17 protein-coding genes are annotated in these 14,798 nt (G+C 54.4%); 7 read left to right on the forward strand and 10 right to left on the reverse strand.

The features are described from left to right. Positions 1-41 precede the first annotated feature (41 nt). Both fecR and fecI read right to left on the reverse strand, forming a co-directional pair. Positions 42-953, reverse strand: coding sequence for a ferric citrate uptake sigma factor regulator FecR (gene fecR / locus HV127_RS19260; protein WP_228727477.1), 912 nt, complete (start codon positions 951-953; stop codon positions 42-44). Between the two features lie 32 nt (positions 954-985). After that, positions 986-1,507, reverse strand: coding sequence for a ferric citrate uptake sigma factor FecI (gene fecI, locus HV127_RS19265; protein WP_182237997.1), 522 nt, complete (start codon positions 1,505-1,507; stop codon positions 986-988). A 246-nt stretch (positions 1,508-1,753) separates the two neighbouring features. On the opposite strand from fecI, the gene HV127_RS19270 reads away from it, so the two are divergent. The 4 genes from HV127_RS19270 to HV127_RS19285 all read left to right on the forward strand — a co-directional run bounded on the left by HV127_RS19270 (position 1,754) and on the right by HV127_RS19285 (position 5,138). Further along, positions 1,754-2,548 (forward strand): class I SAM-dependent methyltransferase, encoded by a 795-nt coding sequence (locus HV127_RS19270; RefSeq protein WP_182237999.1) that lies wholly within the window; start codon positions 1,754-1,756, stop codon positions 2,546-2,548. Positions 2,549-3,102: 554 nt separating this feature from the next. Beyond that, positions 3,103-4,017: a kdo(2)-lipid IV(A) palmitoleoyltransferase gene (lpxP, locus tag HV127_RS19275; protein ID WP_182238001.1), complete on the forward strand. Its 915-nt coding sequence runs from the start codon at positions 3,103-3,105 to the stop codon at positions 4,015-4,017. A gap of 91 nt (positions 4,018-4,108) precedes the next feature. Next, positions 4,109-4,747, forward strand: coding sequence for a leucine efflux protein LeuE (leuE, locus tag HV127_RS19280; RefSeq protein WP_110273603.1), 639 nt, complete (start codon positions 4,109-4,111; stop codon positions 4,745-4,747). A 127-nt stretch (positions 4,748-4,874) separates the two neighbouring features. After that, a complete protein-coding gene (locus tag HV127_RS19285) occupies positions 4,875-5,138 on the forward strand; it encodes a DUF2534 family protein (protein ID WP_110273602.1) in 264 nt (87 codons plus the stop codon). Positions 5,139-5,291: 153 nt separating this feature from the next. Here the strand turns inward: HV127_RS19285 and HV127_RS19295 are convergent, their stop codons facing one another. Both HV127_RS19295 and HV127_RS19300 read right to left on the reverse strand, forming a co-directional pair. Then, on the reverse strand, positions 5,292-5,393 hold the full coding sequence (locus HV127_RS19295; protein WP_004101234.1) for a YoaK family small membrane protein: 102 nt from the start codon (positions 5,391-5,393) through the stop codon (positions 5,292-5,294). A 60-nt stretch (positions 5,394-5,453) separates the two neighbouring features. Continuing rightward, positions 5,454-6,467, reverse strand: coding sequence for a sensor domain-containing diguanylate cyclase (locus HV127_RS19300; protein ID WP_110273601.1), 1,014 nt, complete (start codon positions 6,465-6,467; stop codon positions 5,454-5,456). Positions 6,468-6,767: 300 nt separating this feature from the next. On the opposite strand from HV127_RS19300, the gene HV127_RS19305 reads away from it, so the two are divergent. Then, positions 6,768-7,007, forward strand: a complete 240-nt coding sequence (locus tag HV127_RS19305) for a DUF333 domain-containing protein (protein WP_110273661.1) — start codon at positions 6,768-6,770, stop codon at positions 7,005-7,007. Between the two features lie 3 nt (positions 7,008-7,010). On the opposite strand, the gene HV127_RS19310 is transcribed toward HV127_RS19305, so the two are convergent. Next, complete coding sequence (locus HV127_RS19310) at positions 7,011-7,358, reverse strand: DUF488 domain-containing protein (RefSeq protein ID WP_182238003.1); 348 nt, start codon at positions 7,356-7,358, stop codon at positions 7,011-7,013. Next, positions 7,345-7,854: a DUF523 domain-containing protein gene (locus HV127_RS19315; RefSeq protein ID WP_182238005.1), complete on the reverse strand. Its 510-nt coding sequence runs from the start codon at positions 7,852-7,854 to the stop codon at positions 7,345-7,347. The genes HV127_RS19310 and HV127_RS19315 overlap by 14 nt, the downstream gene beginning before the upstream one ends. A gap of 162 nt (positions 7,855-8,016) precedes the next feature. Here HV127_RS19315 and HV127_RS19320 point away from each other — a divergent pair, with 162 nt between their 5' ends. Continuing rightward, the gene (locus HV127_RS19320) at positions 8,017-8,712 is read left to right on the forward strand and encodes a CTP synthase (protein ID WP_182238008.1); all 696 of its coding nucleotides are present in this window, start codon (positions 8,017-8,019) and stop codon (positions 8,710-8,712) included. Between the two features lie 40 nt (positions 8,713-8,752). Here the strand turns inward: HV127_RS19320 and HV127_RS19325 are convergent, their stop codons facing one another. Continuing rightward, entirely contained in the window at positions 8,753-9,937 is a 1,185-nt protein-coding gene (locus tag HV127_RS19325; protein WP_182238010.1) for a CynX/NimT family MFS transporter, read from the reverse strand. Positions 9,938-10,038: 101 nt separating this feature from the next. On the opposite strand from HV127_RS19325, the gene HV127_RS19330 reads away from it, so the two are divergent. Further along, entirely contained in the window at positions 10,039-10,830 is a 792-nt protein-coding gene (locus HV127_RS19330) for a helix-turn-helix transcriptional regulator (protein WP_182238012.1), read from the forward strand. Here the strand turns inward: HV127_RS19330 and HV127_RS19335 are convergent. From HV127_RS19335 to HV127_RS19345, 3 genes are all read right to left on the reverse strand, one after another. Beyond that, positions 10,814-11,260, reverse strand: coding sequence for a DUF441 domain-containing protein (locus HV127_RS19335; RefSeq protein ID WP_110273595.1), 447 nt, complete (start codon positions 11,258-11,260; stop codon positions 10,814-10,816). The genes HV127_RS19330 and HV127_RS19335 overlap by 17 nt on opposite strands. Positions 11,261-11,377: 117 nt before the next feature. Further along, positions 11,378-13,414: a glycoside hydrolase family 31 protein gene (locus HV127_RS19340; protein WP_182238014.1), complete on the reverse strand. Its 2,037-nt coding sequence runs from the start codon at positions 13,412-13,414 to the stop codon at positions 11,378-11,380. A gap of 7 nt (positions 13,415-13,421) precedes the next feature. Beyond that, positions 13,422-14,765, reverse strand: coding sequence for a glycoside-pentoside-hexuronide (GPH):cation symporter (locus tag HV127_RS19345; protein ID WP_182238016.1), 1,344 nt, complete (start codon positions 14,763-14,765; stop codon positions 13,422-13,424). Positions 14,766-14,798: the final 33 nt, after the last annotated feature.

Raw genomic sequence — 14,798 nt, forward strand, 5'->3', positions numbered from 1 at the left:
AAAGGGACAATGGAGAATGAGAATTTTTTTGATTTTTTTTCTCAAGCCGGAATCACGGTGATCCAATAGCGGGTGACAAACTGCAATTTTATCGGCAGGGTTTGTGCGATGACCTTAAGGATGGCGTCAGGATCCCCTAACGGGAAGGTTCCGCTGAGGCGTAAATCAGCCACGGCGGGATCGCAGCGCAGTACGCCGGAGCGATAGCGGGCTACGCTGGCGACCACCTCGCTCAGTGGGGTATCACGGAAGGTTAATATTCCTTGCGTCCAGCTATCTTCACCGCCGTTAAGTGCGACCAGGGCGGCGAAGCGATCACGGGTGAACCACAGGCTTTCTCCGGCGTTGACTCTTTGCTTGCTGCCCGAAGGCAAAACCGCTTCGACGGCGTGCTGCTGCACGGCAAGTTGTGTTCCGCCCGCGAACTGGCGCACGGTGAATTCGGTTCCGAGCGCGGTTAGCAAGCCATCACGAGTCCGTACCCGGAACGGTCGCTGTTGGTTGTCGTGCGCGGTCTTAATGGCGATTTCGCCATAGCGCAGATGGACGAGGCGCTGATGAGCGTCAAAACGGACATCAGCAGCGCTTTCGGTGTTAAGTGTGAGCAGCGTGCCATCGGCAAGCCGCTGCTGGCGCGGCAGGCCCTTTGCCGTGCGGTAGTCGGCGCGTAGCCCATCAGCCAGTTCGGAATCCCATAGCTGCCAGCCGCCACCGGCAACCAGCAAAAGCAGCAGCCCTTTCAGCACCTGGCGGCGAGCCAGACGGCTATCGTGCAGCGCCCGGCTGGCCAGTCCGCCGGGCAATTGCCCCATCTGCTGACGCAGGTTTTCCACCTGTTGCCAGGCCCACTGGTGATCATTGTTCTGCTCATACCACTGTTGCCAGCGGGCTTCCTGCGTTGGGCTGACGTGACCTTCGCTCAGAACGGCGTACCAGTGCGAAGCCGAACGCAACGCCTAACGACGGGAGTCGCTCAACGCCGGGTTCACAGGCCGTTCTCCAGGCGAAAAAGCAGGCAGTGCTCGGTAGCTCTCGCCATATATTTTTTGACAGAGCTGACGGATACCGACAGACGGTTGGCGATTTCGGCGTAGGTCAGGCCTTCGAGCTGCGAGAGTAAAAATGCCTCCCGGGTTTTTACATTGAGCCCATCCAGCATGGCGTCAATTTGCTGTAACAGTTCAAGCTGGCTTTGCCGCAGCTCGGGCGAGGGGACCAGCTCTTCCGGTAGCTGCGAGAGCATGTCCAGCCATGCGCGCTCCAGCGCATTGCGGCGGAACAGGTCGATCATCACTCGTTTGGCAATTGTGCAAAGGAAAGACTTTGGATCGCGAATCGTTGCCAGCGGCTCGCCGCCCATAATTCGCACGAAGGTATCCTGCGCGACGTCATCGGCGTCAAAGGAAGATTGCAGCTTATGGGTAAGCCAGTTTTTCAGCCAGCCGTGATGGTCGCTATACAGCGAGGCAAGCGTCAACGGTGCAGCGGTAGCGGAAGGCTGGGACATGAGCGGGTTCAGAAAAATTCATCAGTGTGCCGTATGTTAATATGAGAATGGTTATCATTTCAATTGAAGCGCAATCCGCTTATCAATCATGAAGTGAATAGTTGCTATAAGTAACTGTTAAATATTGAATAGATTTTTTTACCGCCAATTACCCCTGCCATTAATGCAAATAAAATTCATTATCATTATTCCCTCGGTAATCATAATAATGTATTTATAATGCATGTTATAGATAAGGAGATTCTGATGAACGCAAGCGACAAAGCAGGGCATACCTTTTTGGCAAGTTTGGGGAAAACTCGTCTGCGCCCCGGCGGCGTGGAGGCGACCGAGTGGTTGTTTCAGCAAGCGGGATTTACTCCTGACAGCAAAGTGCTGGAGGTTGCCTGTAATATGGGTACCACTTCGATAGAGCTGGCGCAGCGTTTTCGCTGTAGCGTCTACGCTATTGATATGGATAAAGACGCGCTGGCGATAGCGCGGCAAAACATCGTCCGTGAAGGCGTGGATAATCGGGTATTAGTGATGGAGGCTAATGCTAATCGACTGCCTTTTCCTGATGGTGCCTTTGATGTAGTGATTAATGAGGCGATGCTGACGATGTATGGTGATAAAGCTAAGGAGAGGCTGGTGGCGGAATATTTTCGCGTGCTCAAACCCGGCGGTCGTTTGCTGACCCACGATATTATGTACACGCAAGAGGCGCTGGAAGAGGGGGCTCGGATGCAGTTGCAGGGCGTAGTGAAATCCAACGTGAGCCCGTTGAGCGCCGAAGGCTGGCAGGCGCTTTTTGAGCGGACAGGTTTCGATTACGTTCGTTATCACCACGGGCGGATGTCGCTAATGTCCCCCAAAGGGCTTATCAAAGATGAAGGATTCAAACAGGCGCTGAAGATTGCCTGTAATGGTTTGCTGAAGCGCGAGAATCGTCCGAGATTTTTATCGATGATGCGCTTTTTCCAAAGTCAAAAGCACCGTCTGAACTTTATCGCCTGCTGTTCAGTTAAAGGTGTAAAGGTCCAGGTGGTGAGTGAAAAATAACGCAAGGAATATGAATAACTGTCGATAAACATTATTTACTGTCAGCGGTGTAAAATAAGGTGATTCTTATTTCAGAGTGAATATCGAAAATATTTCACCTTGCATCTCTTTTTTGGCGGGTAATTCTGATTGACGGCCGTGGGGTTTTGTATTTTGGCCAGTAATGATTAGCGTGGTATTTATTGCTTATAAGGTCCAGGGAAGGGGCCGAACTTAACCTCCAGTGGTTCCCTTCTACACCGCATGGCTTCTGAGGCAGCCCATGATTTTCTGCATGCATGGCATCGAAGTTCAATGGTGCCCTGATGAATGATTAGCCTGGAAAACATTCTTTTTATAGATATTCGTAATGATTTGTTCATTTTTATTTTACATTTTGTTACAGGTGTGCTTGTATTGTGTTTTTTTATGCTGGCGTGGTTTTTTACTTGCCGGAGTGAATTTACCAGTATTATTATTGTCAGTAATGCTATACGTATCGCCTAATGACTCGATGAAGGGACTCGTTTTTTCCTTAAGCGTTACCTCATGTTTGAATGTTTACAGGAAAAACCATGTCTTGCGCTTTTAATAAAAGTCTCCTCCATCCCCGTAATTGGGGAACCTGGTTTGGCCTTGCCATACTCTGGCTCATCGTTCAATTACCCTATCCCGTTTTACATACCATCGGTACCAGCGCTGGCCGGGCATCGCGACGTTTTCTAAAACGCCGTGAACGTATCGCCCGACGTAACCTCGAACTCTGTTTTCCGGATATGTCGCCAGCGGAGCGAGACAAGCTTATTGAACAGAACTTCATGTCATTAGGGATGGGTCTGATCGAGACCGGTATGGCATGGTTCTGGAGCGATGAGCGAGTGAGAAAATGGTTTGACGTTGAAGGCATGGATAACCTCAACAACGCGATGAGTGCGGGAAAAGGGGTGATGGCTGTCGGCGTGCACTTTATGTCACTTGAATTAGGTGGTCGCACTATGGGGCTGTGTCGCCCGATGATGGCAACTTATCGCCCACATAACAGCCCGCTGATGGAGTGGGTGCAGACTCGCGGCCGTTTACGTTCCAACAAAGCGATGATTGACCGCCGCAATTTGTCTGGTCTGGTCCATGCATTGAAATCTGGCGAGGCCGTTTGGTTCGCCCCGGATCAGGATTACGGCCCCAAGGGAAGCGTGTTTGCTCCGTTCTTCTCTGTGGAACATGCGGCAACGACCAACGGTACCTACGTGCTATCTCGCTTGTCTGGTGCGAAAATGCTGACTATCAGCATGGTACGCAAGCCAGACCGCAAAGGTTACCGCCTCTATATCAGTGATGTGATGAGCGATTATCCAGGCGAAGATAAACAGGATGCGGCCAGCTATATCAATAAAGTCATTGAGAAAGAGATCCTGCGTGCGCCGGAGCAATATTTGTGGGTTCACCGCCGCTTTAAAACCCGTCCGCAGGGCGAAACTTCGCTGTATTAAGACATCCGCACTCACAGCGCTTTCAAAATGGTCTCCGTTGCGTTAACGTGCGCGGGATCATATTTTTTTGTTGTAAGCGAAGGAGTGCGTTGTGTTCGCTGAGTTTGGTGTTTTGAATTACCTGACCTATCTGGTTGGGGCTATCTTTATTATCCTGGTGCCCGGCCCGAATACCTTTTTTGTCCTCAAAACTGGCGTTGCTCACGGCGTTAAAAAGGGCTATCTGGCGGCGGCTGGCGTGTTTATTGGCGATGCGGTACTGATGTTTCTCGCTTTTGCGGGCGTCGCGACGCTTATCAAAACCACGCCAGTACTGTTCAATATTGTCCGTTACCTGGGGGCGATTTATCTACTGTGGATGGGCGGTAAGATGCTCTACGCGGTGTTAACCCAGCGCGATGGTCATTCTGCGTCTGATTCCGAACCAGGGAGCGCGATTCTTAAGCGTTCGCTGACTCTCAGCCTGACGAATCCGAAAGCCATTCTGTTTTATGTCTCTTTTTTCGTGCAGTTTATCGACGTTAATGCCAAAACCCCAGGCCTTGCGTTCTTTATTCTGGCGCTGACTCTGGAAATCATTAGCTTCTGTTACATGAGCTTCCTGATCGTCTCCGGCTCTTTTGTGACGCGCTATGTCAAAACGAAAAAGAAACTGGCGAAAATCGGCAACAGCCTTATTGGCTTAGTCTTTGTCGGTTTCGCTGCCCGTCTGGCAACCCTGCAGTCATAGTCATCAGGCCGGTACGTGCGACCGGCCCGATAGCGACTATCACTGTTTCGTAACAAAATCCCTTCAATTTTTATTGCATTGGTGTTACATATACAGCCGATTATCGCTCAGAAAAAAGGGAACCCGGATGATTCTGCAGAAACTCACCAGCAACAAAAACAGCAAGAAGTTTTTCCTGTCGATAGGGGCAGTGTTTGCCATCGCGCTTTTCGTGGTTGGCCGTGCGACCTTTGGGGGCGTGGTGAGCGAGTATAATATGCCGTACTCAGAGTGGACGACGTCAATGTTCTTCCTGCAAGGGGCTATGGTCACGGTTTATAGCATTGTGTTCACGCTGCTATTCTCTATTCCGCTGGGTTTCCTGTTTTTAGGTTCCGATCGTCAGGACTAGCGTAATGCAATAAGGCGAACCGAAGTTCGCCTTATTCAGCGTTCTGCCACCCGCCTTATTCAGCGTTCTGCCACCCGCCTTACCACCAGCCGAACTGCGTACCCGCTACAGCCACAATGGCAATGATAAGCATAATAATGGTGCTTTTTTTCATTATGCCCCGCCCGGTGCCGCATAACCGCCGACAAAAAACCAGCCCAGAAAAACAACGGCGACGATAAATATAGCCACCGGAAATAGAATGCCCAGTCTCATTGTTTTGTCCCTATAGGTGCGAAATATGCCTGACATCATACGGGATATTCACGCGTTGTATTAGTCTATATGAAAGAAAGTCCCCTGGCGGCGTGACTTCTTATCCTGATACATCGCATCGTCAGCGGCACGCAGCGCCTGTTCGACGTCCATCGTCTGAGGGTTGACGTCGATAACGCCAAAACTGGCGCCGGGGTAGTGAATACGGTTCCCGGCAAGAAAATAGGTCCCCGTTAGCTCATGGCGTAACGCGGCGATATACTCTAGCTGTTCTGCTAATTCAAGGCCCGGGCCGACAATTAAAAATTCATCTCCACCAAGGCGACCGACAATATCGCCGCTACGTACACGGGCATTGAGACGCTCGCCAATCTGAATGAGAAAACTGTCGCCACAAGGGTGACCGAATCGATCGTTTATCGCTTTAAAATCATCAAGGTCGATAAAAATCATCAGCACATTGCGCTGCTGCTCACATGCGCGCGGGAATTGAGCGGAAAGGTGCTTAAACAGCGAACGACGGTTGGGCAAACCGGTCAATTCATCGGTATAAGAGTGCATTTCAAGCGCGACGTTAGCCGTACGCAACTGTTGCACCAGCGTCTCTTTCTCAACGTAATGGGAGATGAGTTTGGCAAACAGATTCATGACCTGCTCACCCTCAAGGTTATAGGGCTGTCTTTCGCGGCTGGTTGCACACAGCGTACCGAAAAGCGAGCCATCGGTCAGGCGCACCGGAATGCTGAAGAAGGTGGCGATGCCCAAATCCTGCGCCGCAATGCACGAACGCCAGCGCTCGGCCACGTCGTTGCTGAACAGGCAGCGATCGTCCAGCGCACGCTTGCACAGCGAGTCGTTCCATGGGACGGAAAAACCTTCGGGGATCTGCATTTCGCTGCTGTTGTGCGCATACATAATCAGCTGTCGCTGCGCTTCAAAGTCGATACGCGTCAGGTAGGTGGATTCCATTCGAGTGACAAGCTCCAGCATCTCAAGTAACTGCCGCACCAATGCTTCCAGAGAGTGTTCATTGGCGAGAGTTTGTGAGACGCGGGCAAGAATAAAGTCGGACATGAATGATACGGCTCCCGAACGCTAATCGTGACTACCAGCAAATTATGCTAAAAACGACCATCAGCGCAGAGTAAACAGAGATACATAAAATTTAACACATCTGTTGGGAGAATACCTGTATCGGCACCAGGAAAAAAAGCCCCGTCGGGGGCGACGGGGAAAAACTCATTGATTATGGAATGATCTGTTCTCTGGTCAGTTCGAGAACAGGGGCTACTCTACGAGGTAAAAGTGTAGTTAAAATGGAGAAACCGTGGAGATTCAGGGCGAAAGACCGATTTGATCAATTAAGGAGTAGAAATGAAGTGGATGACAATCATGCTGCCTCTGGCGCTCGCCGGATGCGCTCAGCCTCAACAGACTCAGCCCACGCATCCGGTGGGCATGGCTAACCCGGCGTCGGTTTACTGCGAACAGCTAGGAGGCACTCAGGTGCCTGTACAAAGCCCGCAGGGCGTGCGCACGGACTGTAAGCTGCCGGGTGGCGAAACGATTGACGAATGGGACCTCTGGCGTCGCGATCATCCGGCTAAGTCGTAGCGCTTATTCCAGCGCTTCCAGCCAGGCGGCAAGCACCTGAGCATGATTTTGTCGGGTGTTTTTCGCCCCATAGAGTAGCGTCAACTGCTGCTGACGGCCCAGGGCGGCGAGGCGTGCGCCTTCATCGCGGTGGGCATCCAGTTCCTGACGATAGAGCTGACTGAAGTGAGCAAAATCGATAGTTTCGCTGTGGAAAGCCTTGCGTAAATCAGCAGACGGGGTCAGCGTTTTACACCACTCATCGTAGTTCAGCGCCTCTTTTTTAATGCCACGCGGCCACAGACGATCAACCAGCACGCGATAGCCATCGCTCTCTTCTTGTGGGTCATAAACGCGTTTACATTGAATCATCGTCACTCTCCCTTTGTTCCATCCAGTTGAGCAGTTGCGGGATCTGCCCGTCGGAAAATACCGTAATGCCGTGCTCGCGAAGCAGCGCGGCAGCAACGCCAGAGCCAGGTTTGCGCTGCCCGTTGAAGGTACCATCATAGATAAACTGGCTACCGCAGGTTGGGCTACCATCGGTCAACAATGCGGCGTCACAGCCTTCTTCTTGCGCTGCCTTCAGCGCCAGCCAGGCGGCCAGTTGATAGTGCGCAGTAACATCCTGACCATCACTTTCAACAATTTGCGCACGGTCTTGCATTACATCAGCGCCCTGAGCATTGAGGATTTCTGCCGGGAGTCGGGGGACCGGCAAACCGGCTGCCAGCTCCGGGCAGTGGATGACCAGCCGCCCCTCACGTTGCCAGCGCGCCAGGGCATCAGCCAGCTGCGCTTTGTTGCTGCCGTTATAGCGAACCTGAAAGCCCATCAGACAGGCGCTGACCAGAATTTTGCTCTTCATCTCATATCCGTAGCCATTCCTTTGCTTTATACCATACCGCCTGTCAGGCAAAATTGCGCGGGACCTGGCGTGTAAAAAATAAGGATTGTGTTCCGCCGCCGGGATCGCTAACCTGAGGCTCCTTGTGTTGCCTGATAATCGCTCTGACATAAGGATCCTGCTATGAACTCCTCTCCCTTGCGTATTGCCCTGGTTGGTGACTACAACCCTGATGTGATTGCCCATAAAGCGATTCCGCTGGCGATTGATGATGCCGCTGCCGTAATGGAGCTTGCGTTGCGCTACGACTGGCTGGCAACCAGCGAGATAAGCTCCGCCGACGATCTGGTCGACTACGATGCTATCTGGGTCGTTCCCGCCAGTCCTTATAAAAACGCCGAAGGCGCGTTTATCGCCATTCGCCACGCGCGTGAAAACAGCATTCCGTTCCTCGGTACCTGCGGCGGTTTCCAGCACGCGATCGTTGAATACGCGCGTAATGTGATGGGCTGGCAGGATGCTGCGCATGCTGAAACCGATACTGAAGGCCGGATGGTGATTGCACCGCTGAGCTGCTCACTGGTGGAAAAGACTGATGGCATTGAACTGCGTGCCAATACCCTGATCGCTCGCGCCTATGGGCGTGACAACATTGAAGAGGGTTACCACTGCAACTATGGGATTGCAGAAGACTTTGCTCGCGAGCTGGAGCAGGGCGATCTGCGGGTGACCGGCTGGGATGATGATGGCGAGATTCGGGCGGTGGAGCTGATAACGCATCCGTTCTTTGTCGCCACGCTATTCCAGCACGAGCGCAATGCGCTGGAAGGGCGCCCATCGCCGCTGGTGCACGCGTTTTTGCACGCGGCAAGCCAATAAGTAAACGCCCGGCAGCGAAAATTGCCGGGCGCTGGTGTTGCTAGCTGTTGATCTCCCGATCGCGACCGGCCAGCGCACCAAATACCGCCATTGCGATTGAAATCAGCGCCACGGCGATCAGCGGAATATGCCAGTCGCCGTTGGCATCATGAATTTTCCCCATCACCGGCGGCCCGCATGCGGCCAGCAGATAGCCAACGGCCTGCGCCATTCCCGATAGCGCGGCGGCCTGATGTGCCGAATTAGCGCGCAGGCCAATAAAGGTCAGCCCCAGAATCATGGTTGCGCCGGATCCAAAGCCGAATATCAGCGTCCATATCACCGCCTGAGCGGGCAAAAACCACAATCCGAGCGCGCTAACGGCGCACATCAGGGCGACCAGAACCGCAATACCGCGCTGATCTTTCAGCCGATGGAGAATTAGTGGAATCGCCAGCCCTGGTGCTGCGGTTGCTAACTGAAGCAGTCCGTGCAGAGATCCCGCCTGCGCCTCGCTGTAGCCAATGCTTTGCAAAATAGCGGGCAGCCAGCCGATGATGACGTAATAGACCAGCGAGTTAATACCGAGAAATAGCGTGACCTGCCAGGCCAGCGCCGAGCGCCAGATCCCGCGGTTGTGGACCGCGCCCGAATTCGTTAGCGGCGCAGGGGCCTGCTGACGCGACTGCGGCAGCCAGACAAACAGCGCCAGCAGCGGGAAAACCATCAGCATCAGCAGCGCCCCGCGCCAGCCGAGTCCGGCAAGCGCCAACGGGACCACCATCGCCGACCCCAACGCAGCGGCACCACCCATCGTCAGGGAGTAGGCACCGGTCATTTTGGCAACATGCTGCGAGAAATCGCGTTTGATTAATCCGGGCAGCAGGACGTTCCCCAGCGCAATACCGCAGCCGATAATCGTGGTGCCGATAAACAATAATGCTACGGAAGGTAGCGAGCGCAGACCGATACCCAGGCAAATCAGGATCATCGCCAGCAGCAGGCTGCGTTCAATACCGAATCGGCGTGCGACGCCCGCAGCCAGCGGTGAGACCAGGCCGAAGGCCAGCAGCGGCAGGGTCGTTAACAGGCCGGTTTGCGCGGTGGTGAGGCCATATTCGCTGCGAATTGCGTCCAGCAGCGGTGCGGCGCCGGTAAATGCAACGCGTAAGGTGGTCGCAATCAGCAAGATACCGGCAATCAATAAAAGATTACGGCGGCCGGTAGAAGATGAAACAGAATTCATGGCTATCTCAGACAAGAAAAACGAGGCGTTAACAATAGCCTGTTTGCGACCCGTTTAAATCAAGCTAAAATGACAGAATATCGCTAATATCGGACAATCTTATGATCGGACTCGGCCTGGACGGCTATGACCCGGACAGCGGCCATGAAGCGGCGCTGGCATTTCGTATTCAGGTTGTCGCGGACGAGCAGCATATTCCGCGTCATCAGCACCGCAAAGGTCAGTTGATCCTGGCGCTGCACGGGGCACTAACCTGCGAAGTGGAAAATGCCATGTTGATGGTGCCGCCGCAGTATGCGGTGTGGGTCCCTGGGCAGATACCCCATAGCAACCGGGCGACGCCGGGAGCGCAGATCTGCTTTTTGTTTATTGAACCCGGTGCGGCCCCGATGCCGAATTTCTGCTGTACGTTAAAGATTTCATCGCTGGTGCGCGAGCTTATTTTGACCATGGCCCAGCGCGGCAGGGCAGAATTGGAATCAGCGGCGATGCACCGCCTGGTGCAGGTGCTGTTTGACGAGCTACCCCAGCAGCCGCAGGAGCATTTGCAACTGCCGGTATCCGGACATCCGAAAATTCGCCAGATGGCGGAGGTCATGGCCGATGATCCCGCTCGTTGGCAAACGCTGGCGCAGTGGGCGGCGGAGTTCGCCATGAGCGAGCGTAATCTGGCGCGGCTGGTAGTGCGCGAAACGGGCCTGAGCTTTCGCCGCTGGCGGCATCAGCTGCAGCTTATCCTCGCTCTGCAGATGCTGATCCGCGGGCAAAGCGTGCAGCAGACAGCGCAGAGTCTGGGCTATGACTCCACCACCGCCTTTATCACCATGTTTAAGAAAGGGCTGGGCCAAACGCCGGGACGCTATCTCGCCAGCCTGACTACGACTTCCCTATAAATAGCGAAATGATCCCGGCGGCGATAAGCGGGCCTACCGGTACCCCGCGGAAGAGAGCAACGCCGAGTACGGTGCCGACCAGCAGCCCGGCCACCAGCTGCGGCTGCGAGCCCATCAACGCCACGCCGCGCCCGCCGAGCCATGAGACGCCGACGCCGACGGCAATCGCCAGCAGTGATTTCCAGTTAACGAACGAATGGAGCAGCGTTGAGGGCGGAAGAGTACCGCTGGCGATAGGCGCCATCACGCCGATAGTCAGAATGATAATCCCGATGGTCAGCCCCTGCTTTTCAATCCAAGGGAAGAAAGTATTAAGCGGGGTGACGCGGACGATAATTAAAACCAGTATTGAAATCGCAACGGTCGTGTTATGGCTAATAAAGCCGAGCGCCGCCAGGCCCAGCAGAATTAACAGGGTGGTGTCGAGCATGTGCAGAGGTCCTTGCCAAAATACAAAAAAAAGAGAAGCCCGTTTACTCTACGCATAATTGCGTGAGTAGACAGGCTTTTTTTAGCGCATGCTCTCTATTTCAGGCATCTGCCTGATTTATTTTACCAGCAGCGAAACCAGCGGGCTGCCTTCACGAATAAACAACGGAATAGTCTCCAGCCCGGCGGGAACTGAAATACGCTGCCCTCCCTGATAGCGCTCCCCCTGTAAATCGACCCATTGATGTTCACCCGGCAGCCAGACCTCGCGCTGACGCTGGCCTGCGTGCATGACCGGAGCGACCAGCAAATCCTGGCCAAACAGGTATTGGTCTTCGACCTGCCAGCTTTGCGCATCGTCGGGATAGTGCCAGAAGAGCGGGCGCATGAGCGGGTCGCCGTGGCGATGTGCATTGGCGTACAGTTCATCAATATAGGGACGTAACACCTCGCGGACGCCCAGCCAGCGTTGCATGATGGCGAAATTATCCTCGCCGTAGCTCCACAGCTCATTTGGCGAACCGCTGTCGCATTGAGGAATACCGTGGCGATAGCTTTCCGGCGGTTGGATCCGCGGCTCGCGATAGCCGTGCATGCGCAGAACCGGGCAGAATACGGCCCACTGGAACCAGCGGACCAATAGTTCGTGAAATGCCGGATCGTGGATATTGCCGCCCTGGAAACCACCGATATCGGTCGTCCACCATGGAATGCCCGCCAGCCCCATGTTGAGCCCGGCAGCCAACTGATTGCGAAACGAATGGAAGGAGGAGTGAACGTCGCCGGACCACGCCAGCACGCCGTAGCGCTGGCTGCCTGCCCAGCTGCAGCGCACCAGATTGACAATCTCTTCTTCACCTTGCGCACGCAGGCCATCGTAGAAGCCCTGGGCGAAATCACGCGGATAGCGGTTGCCCACTTCCAGCACCGGTCCGGCGTGATAGCGATAGTTATCGAAGTCATAGGCGCGATACTCCGGCTCGGCTTCATCCAGCCAGAACAGCTTGATCCCGTAGTCAAAATAGTTTTTCTTTACCGTATCCCAGACAAACTGCCGTGCCTGAGGATGGGTGGCGTCAAAGAAGGTGGTATTGCCCATAAAATCCAGGTTGACCTGTACGCCGCGATCGCTGGTCACCAGCCACCCTTTAGCCTTCATCTGTGGGAACAGCGGGCTGCGGGCTTCAACGGTCGGCCAGACTGAAACCATTAGCTTGATGCCCATTGATTCGAGCTCTTCTACCATCGCCTTCGGATCCGGCCAGTCGGTAGGGTCGAAACACCAGGTACCCTGATTCGGCCAGTGGAAGAAATCGATAACCATCACCGAGAGCGGAAGGCTACGGCGGCGGTATTCGCGAGCCACCTCCAGCACCTCCTGCTGGGTACGATAGCGCAATTTACACTGCCACAGGCCGCTAATGAATTCTGGTGCGGCGGGGGGCGTGCCGGTGGCTTTAGCGTACTGGCGGGTTATCTCCATTACGCTGTCACCGGCGGTTATCCAGTAGTCCATCTCCTGGGTGACGCGGGCGATCCACTGGCTGTGGTTTTTGGCAAAGCTGGCCTCGCCAACCGCTGGATTATTCCACAGCAGGCCGTAGCCGAGGCTGGATTGCACAAACGGCACGCTGGCCTGTGAGTTACGTTGCGCCAGCTCAAGAGAACAACCCTTCAGATCCAGCCACGGCTGCTGGTACTGGCCCATGCCATACAGTCTCTCATCGTGGCGGGCTTCAAAACGAACCGTTAGCTGATATTTGCCCCCAGGAAGTGGTTTAAATTCCCGGCCGTCCAGTTTCAGGGCGCTGACGTATTTGTCCTGGCTCTTTTCGCTGGCGCCGATACCAACGGTGGAACGTTGCCGCCACATCTCTTCGAGTAGCAGCTCGCCGCGCTGATTGTAAAATGCCAGCTGACCCTTAAGGTTCAACACCGCGCTGATATTGCCGTTACGCAGGGTCAGCGTTTCCGCATCCCGGGAGATTTCGGCCTGGCATGATTCTGGCGTCAGTAGCGCCTGAAGCTCCGAATTAAACTCCGGCGCACAGGTGGCGCGTACCCGCAGGCTGTTTTCGCCCCAGGGCTCAAGGCGTAAAATCTGCCGTTCGAAGCGCCATTCGATGGCGTTAGCATGCTGTATTAATTCGCTCATGGTGAGATCATCCTTTCACAAGAGATTGCGTTTTAGCCAAATTGATTTCCTGCATGGTCTGGTCATCAAGCTTGTACCAGCGCAGCGTGGCGAAGACCGCCAGCGAGAGTAGGCCGGGAACAACGGTAAACAGGGCGACGATGCAGTTCATTGCAAGTGATGTTTGTTCCGGCGCGTTGGCGACGTAGCCGCTAAAGCCCAGAGTCCAGCCGACGATAGCGCCGCTGAGGGCCATTCCCAGCTTGAGGACCGCGAGGAAGGTGGAGAATATGACGCCATCCATACGTTTACCCTGTCGCCATTCGCCGTAGTCGGCGACATCGGCCATCATTACCCACATCAGCGTGGTGGTGGCCTGATAAAGCGTGGAGATAATGAACGTCAGCGGGACCAGCACGAAAACGGATTTCGGCGCGAAGAATAGAGCGATGCTCAGCACCCCCGCCAGCACAGCGCAGTAGCCGAACATTTGAACTTTGTTGAAATTACGGGTCAGTCGTTTGGCCAGCAAGCTACCTGCGGCCTTGCCAAGAATATGCGCGCCTAGCATCCACATAAAGTAGCTGGCGCTGCCGAGGTAGTAAGTAACGAAGTACATCATCGCCCCGAGACGGATTACGCCAAAGCCAATGTTGGTCATCACCAGCACCGCGACGACCCGCCACTGATCGTTGCGCAGGAGATCGCGCAGTTCAGACAGATAGTTGTTATGGGTAGCGGGCGCTTTAATACGTTCACGGGTGTTGGCAAAGCAGATCCAGAACATAATCACCGCTGCGCTGGCCATAATCGCCATCGCCCAGCGATAGCCCGCCAGCTTATCCGCGCCGCCGAGGTACTCCGCCAGCGGCATCATGAAAAACGTCGACATTGCGCCGCCGAGCGTGGCAAGGAAGAAGCGCCAGGATTGCAGGGAGATACGTTCGTCATTATCGGGGGTGATCACCGCCCCCATCGAGCAGTAGGGAATATTGATGGCGGTATACATCAGCATCATGAAGGTGTAGCTGACGCTGGCGAAAATCATTTTGCCGGTCATATCCAGAGATTGCGGTACGGCGTAAGTCAGGAGGCAGCTCAGGCCAAATGGCAGGGCTAACCACAGCATCCACGGGCGGAATTTCCCCCAGCGCGAGCGAGTGCGGTCAGCCATATAGCCCATTGCCGGGTCGATGATGGCATCGGCGGTACGGGCGAGCAGAAACATCGTGCCGACAAAGGCTGCCGGGAGGCCCACCACATCGGTATAGTAAAACGTCAGAAAAATAATCACGTTATCCAGGCCGATATGGCTGGCCATATCCCCAAGGCCATAACTGATTTTTTCTTTACGGGTAACTTTAGTCGTCATTGATGTCACCTGGTGTCGTTAAGATACGGTTTC

Source organism: Klebsiella sp. RHBSTW-00215 (assembly GCF_014103785.1).
GTDB lineage: Bacteria > Pseudomonadota > Gammaproteobacteria > Enterobacterales > Enterobacteriaceae > Klebsiella.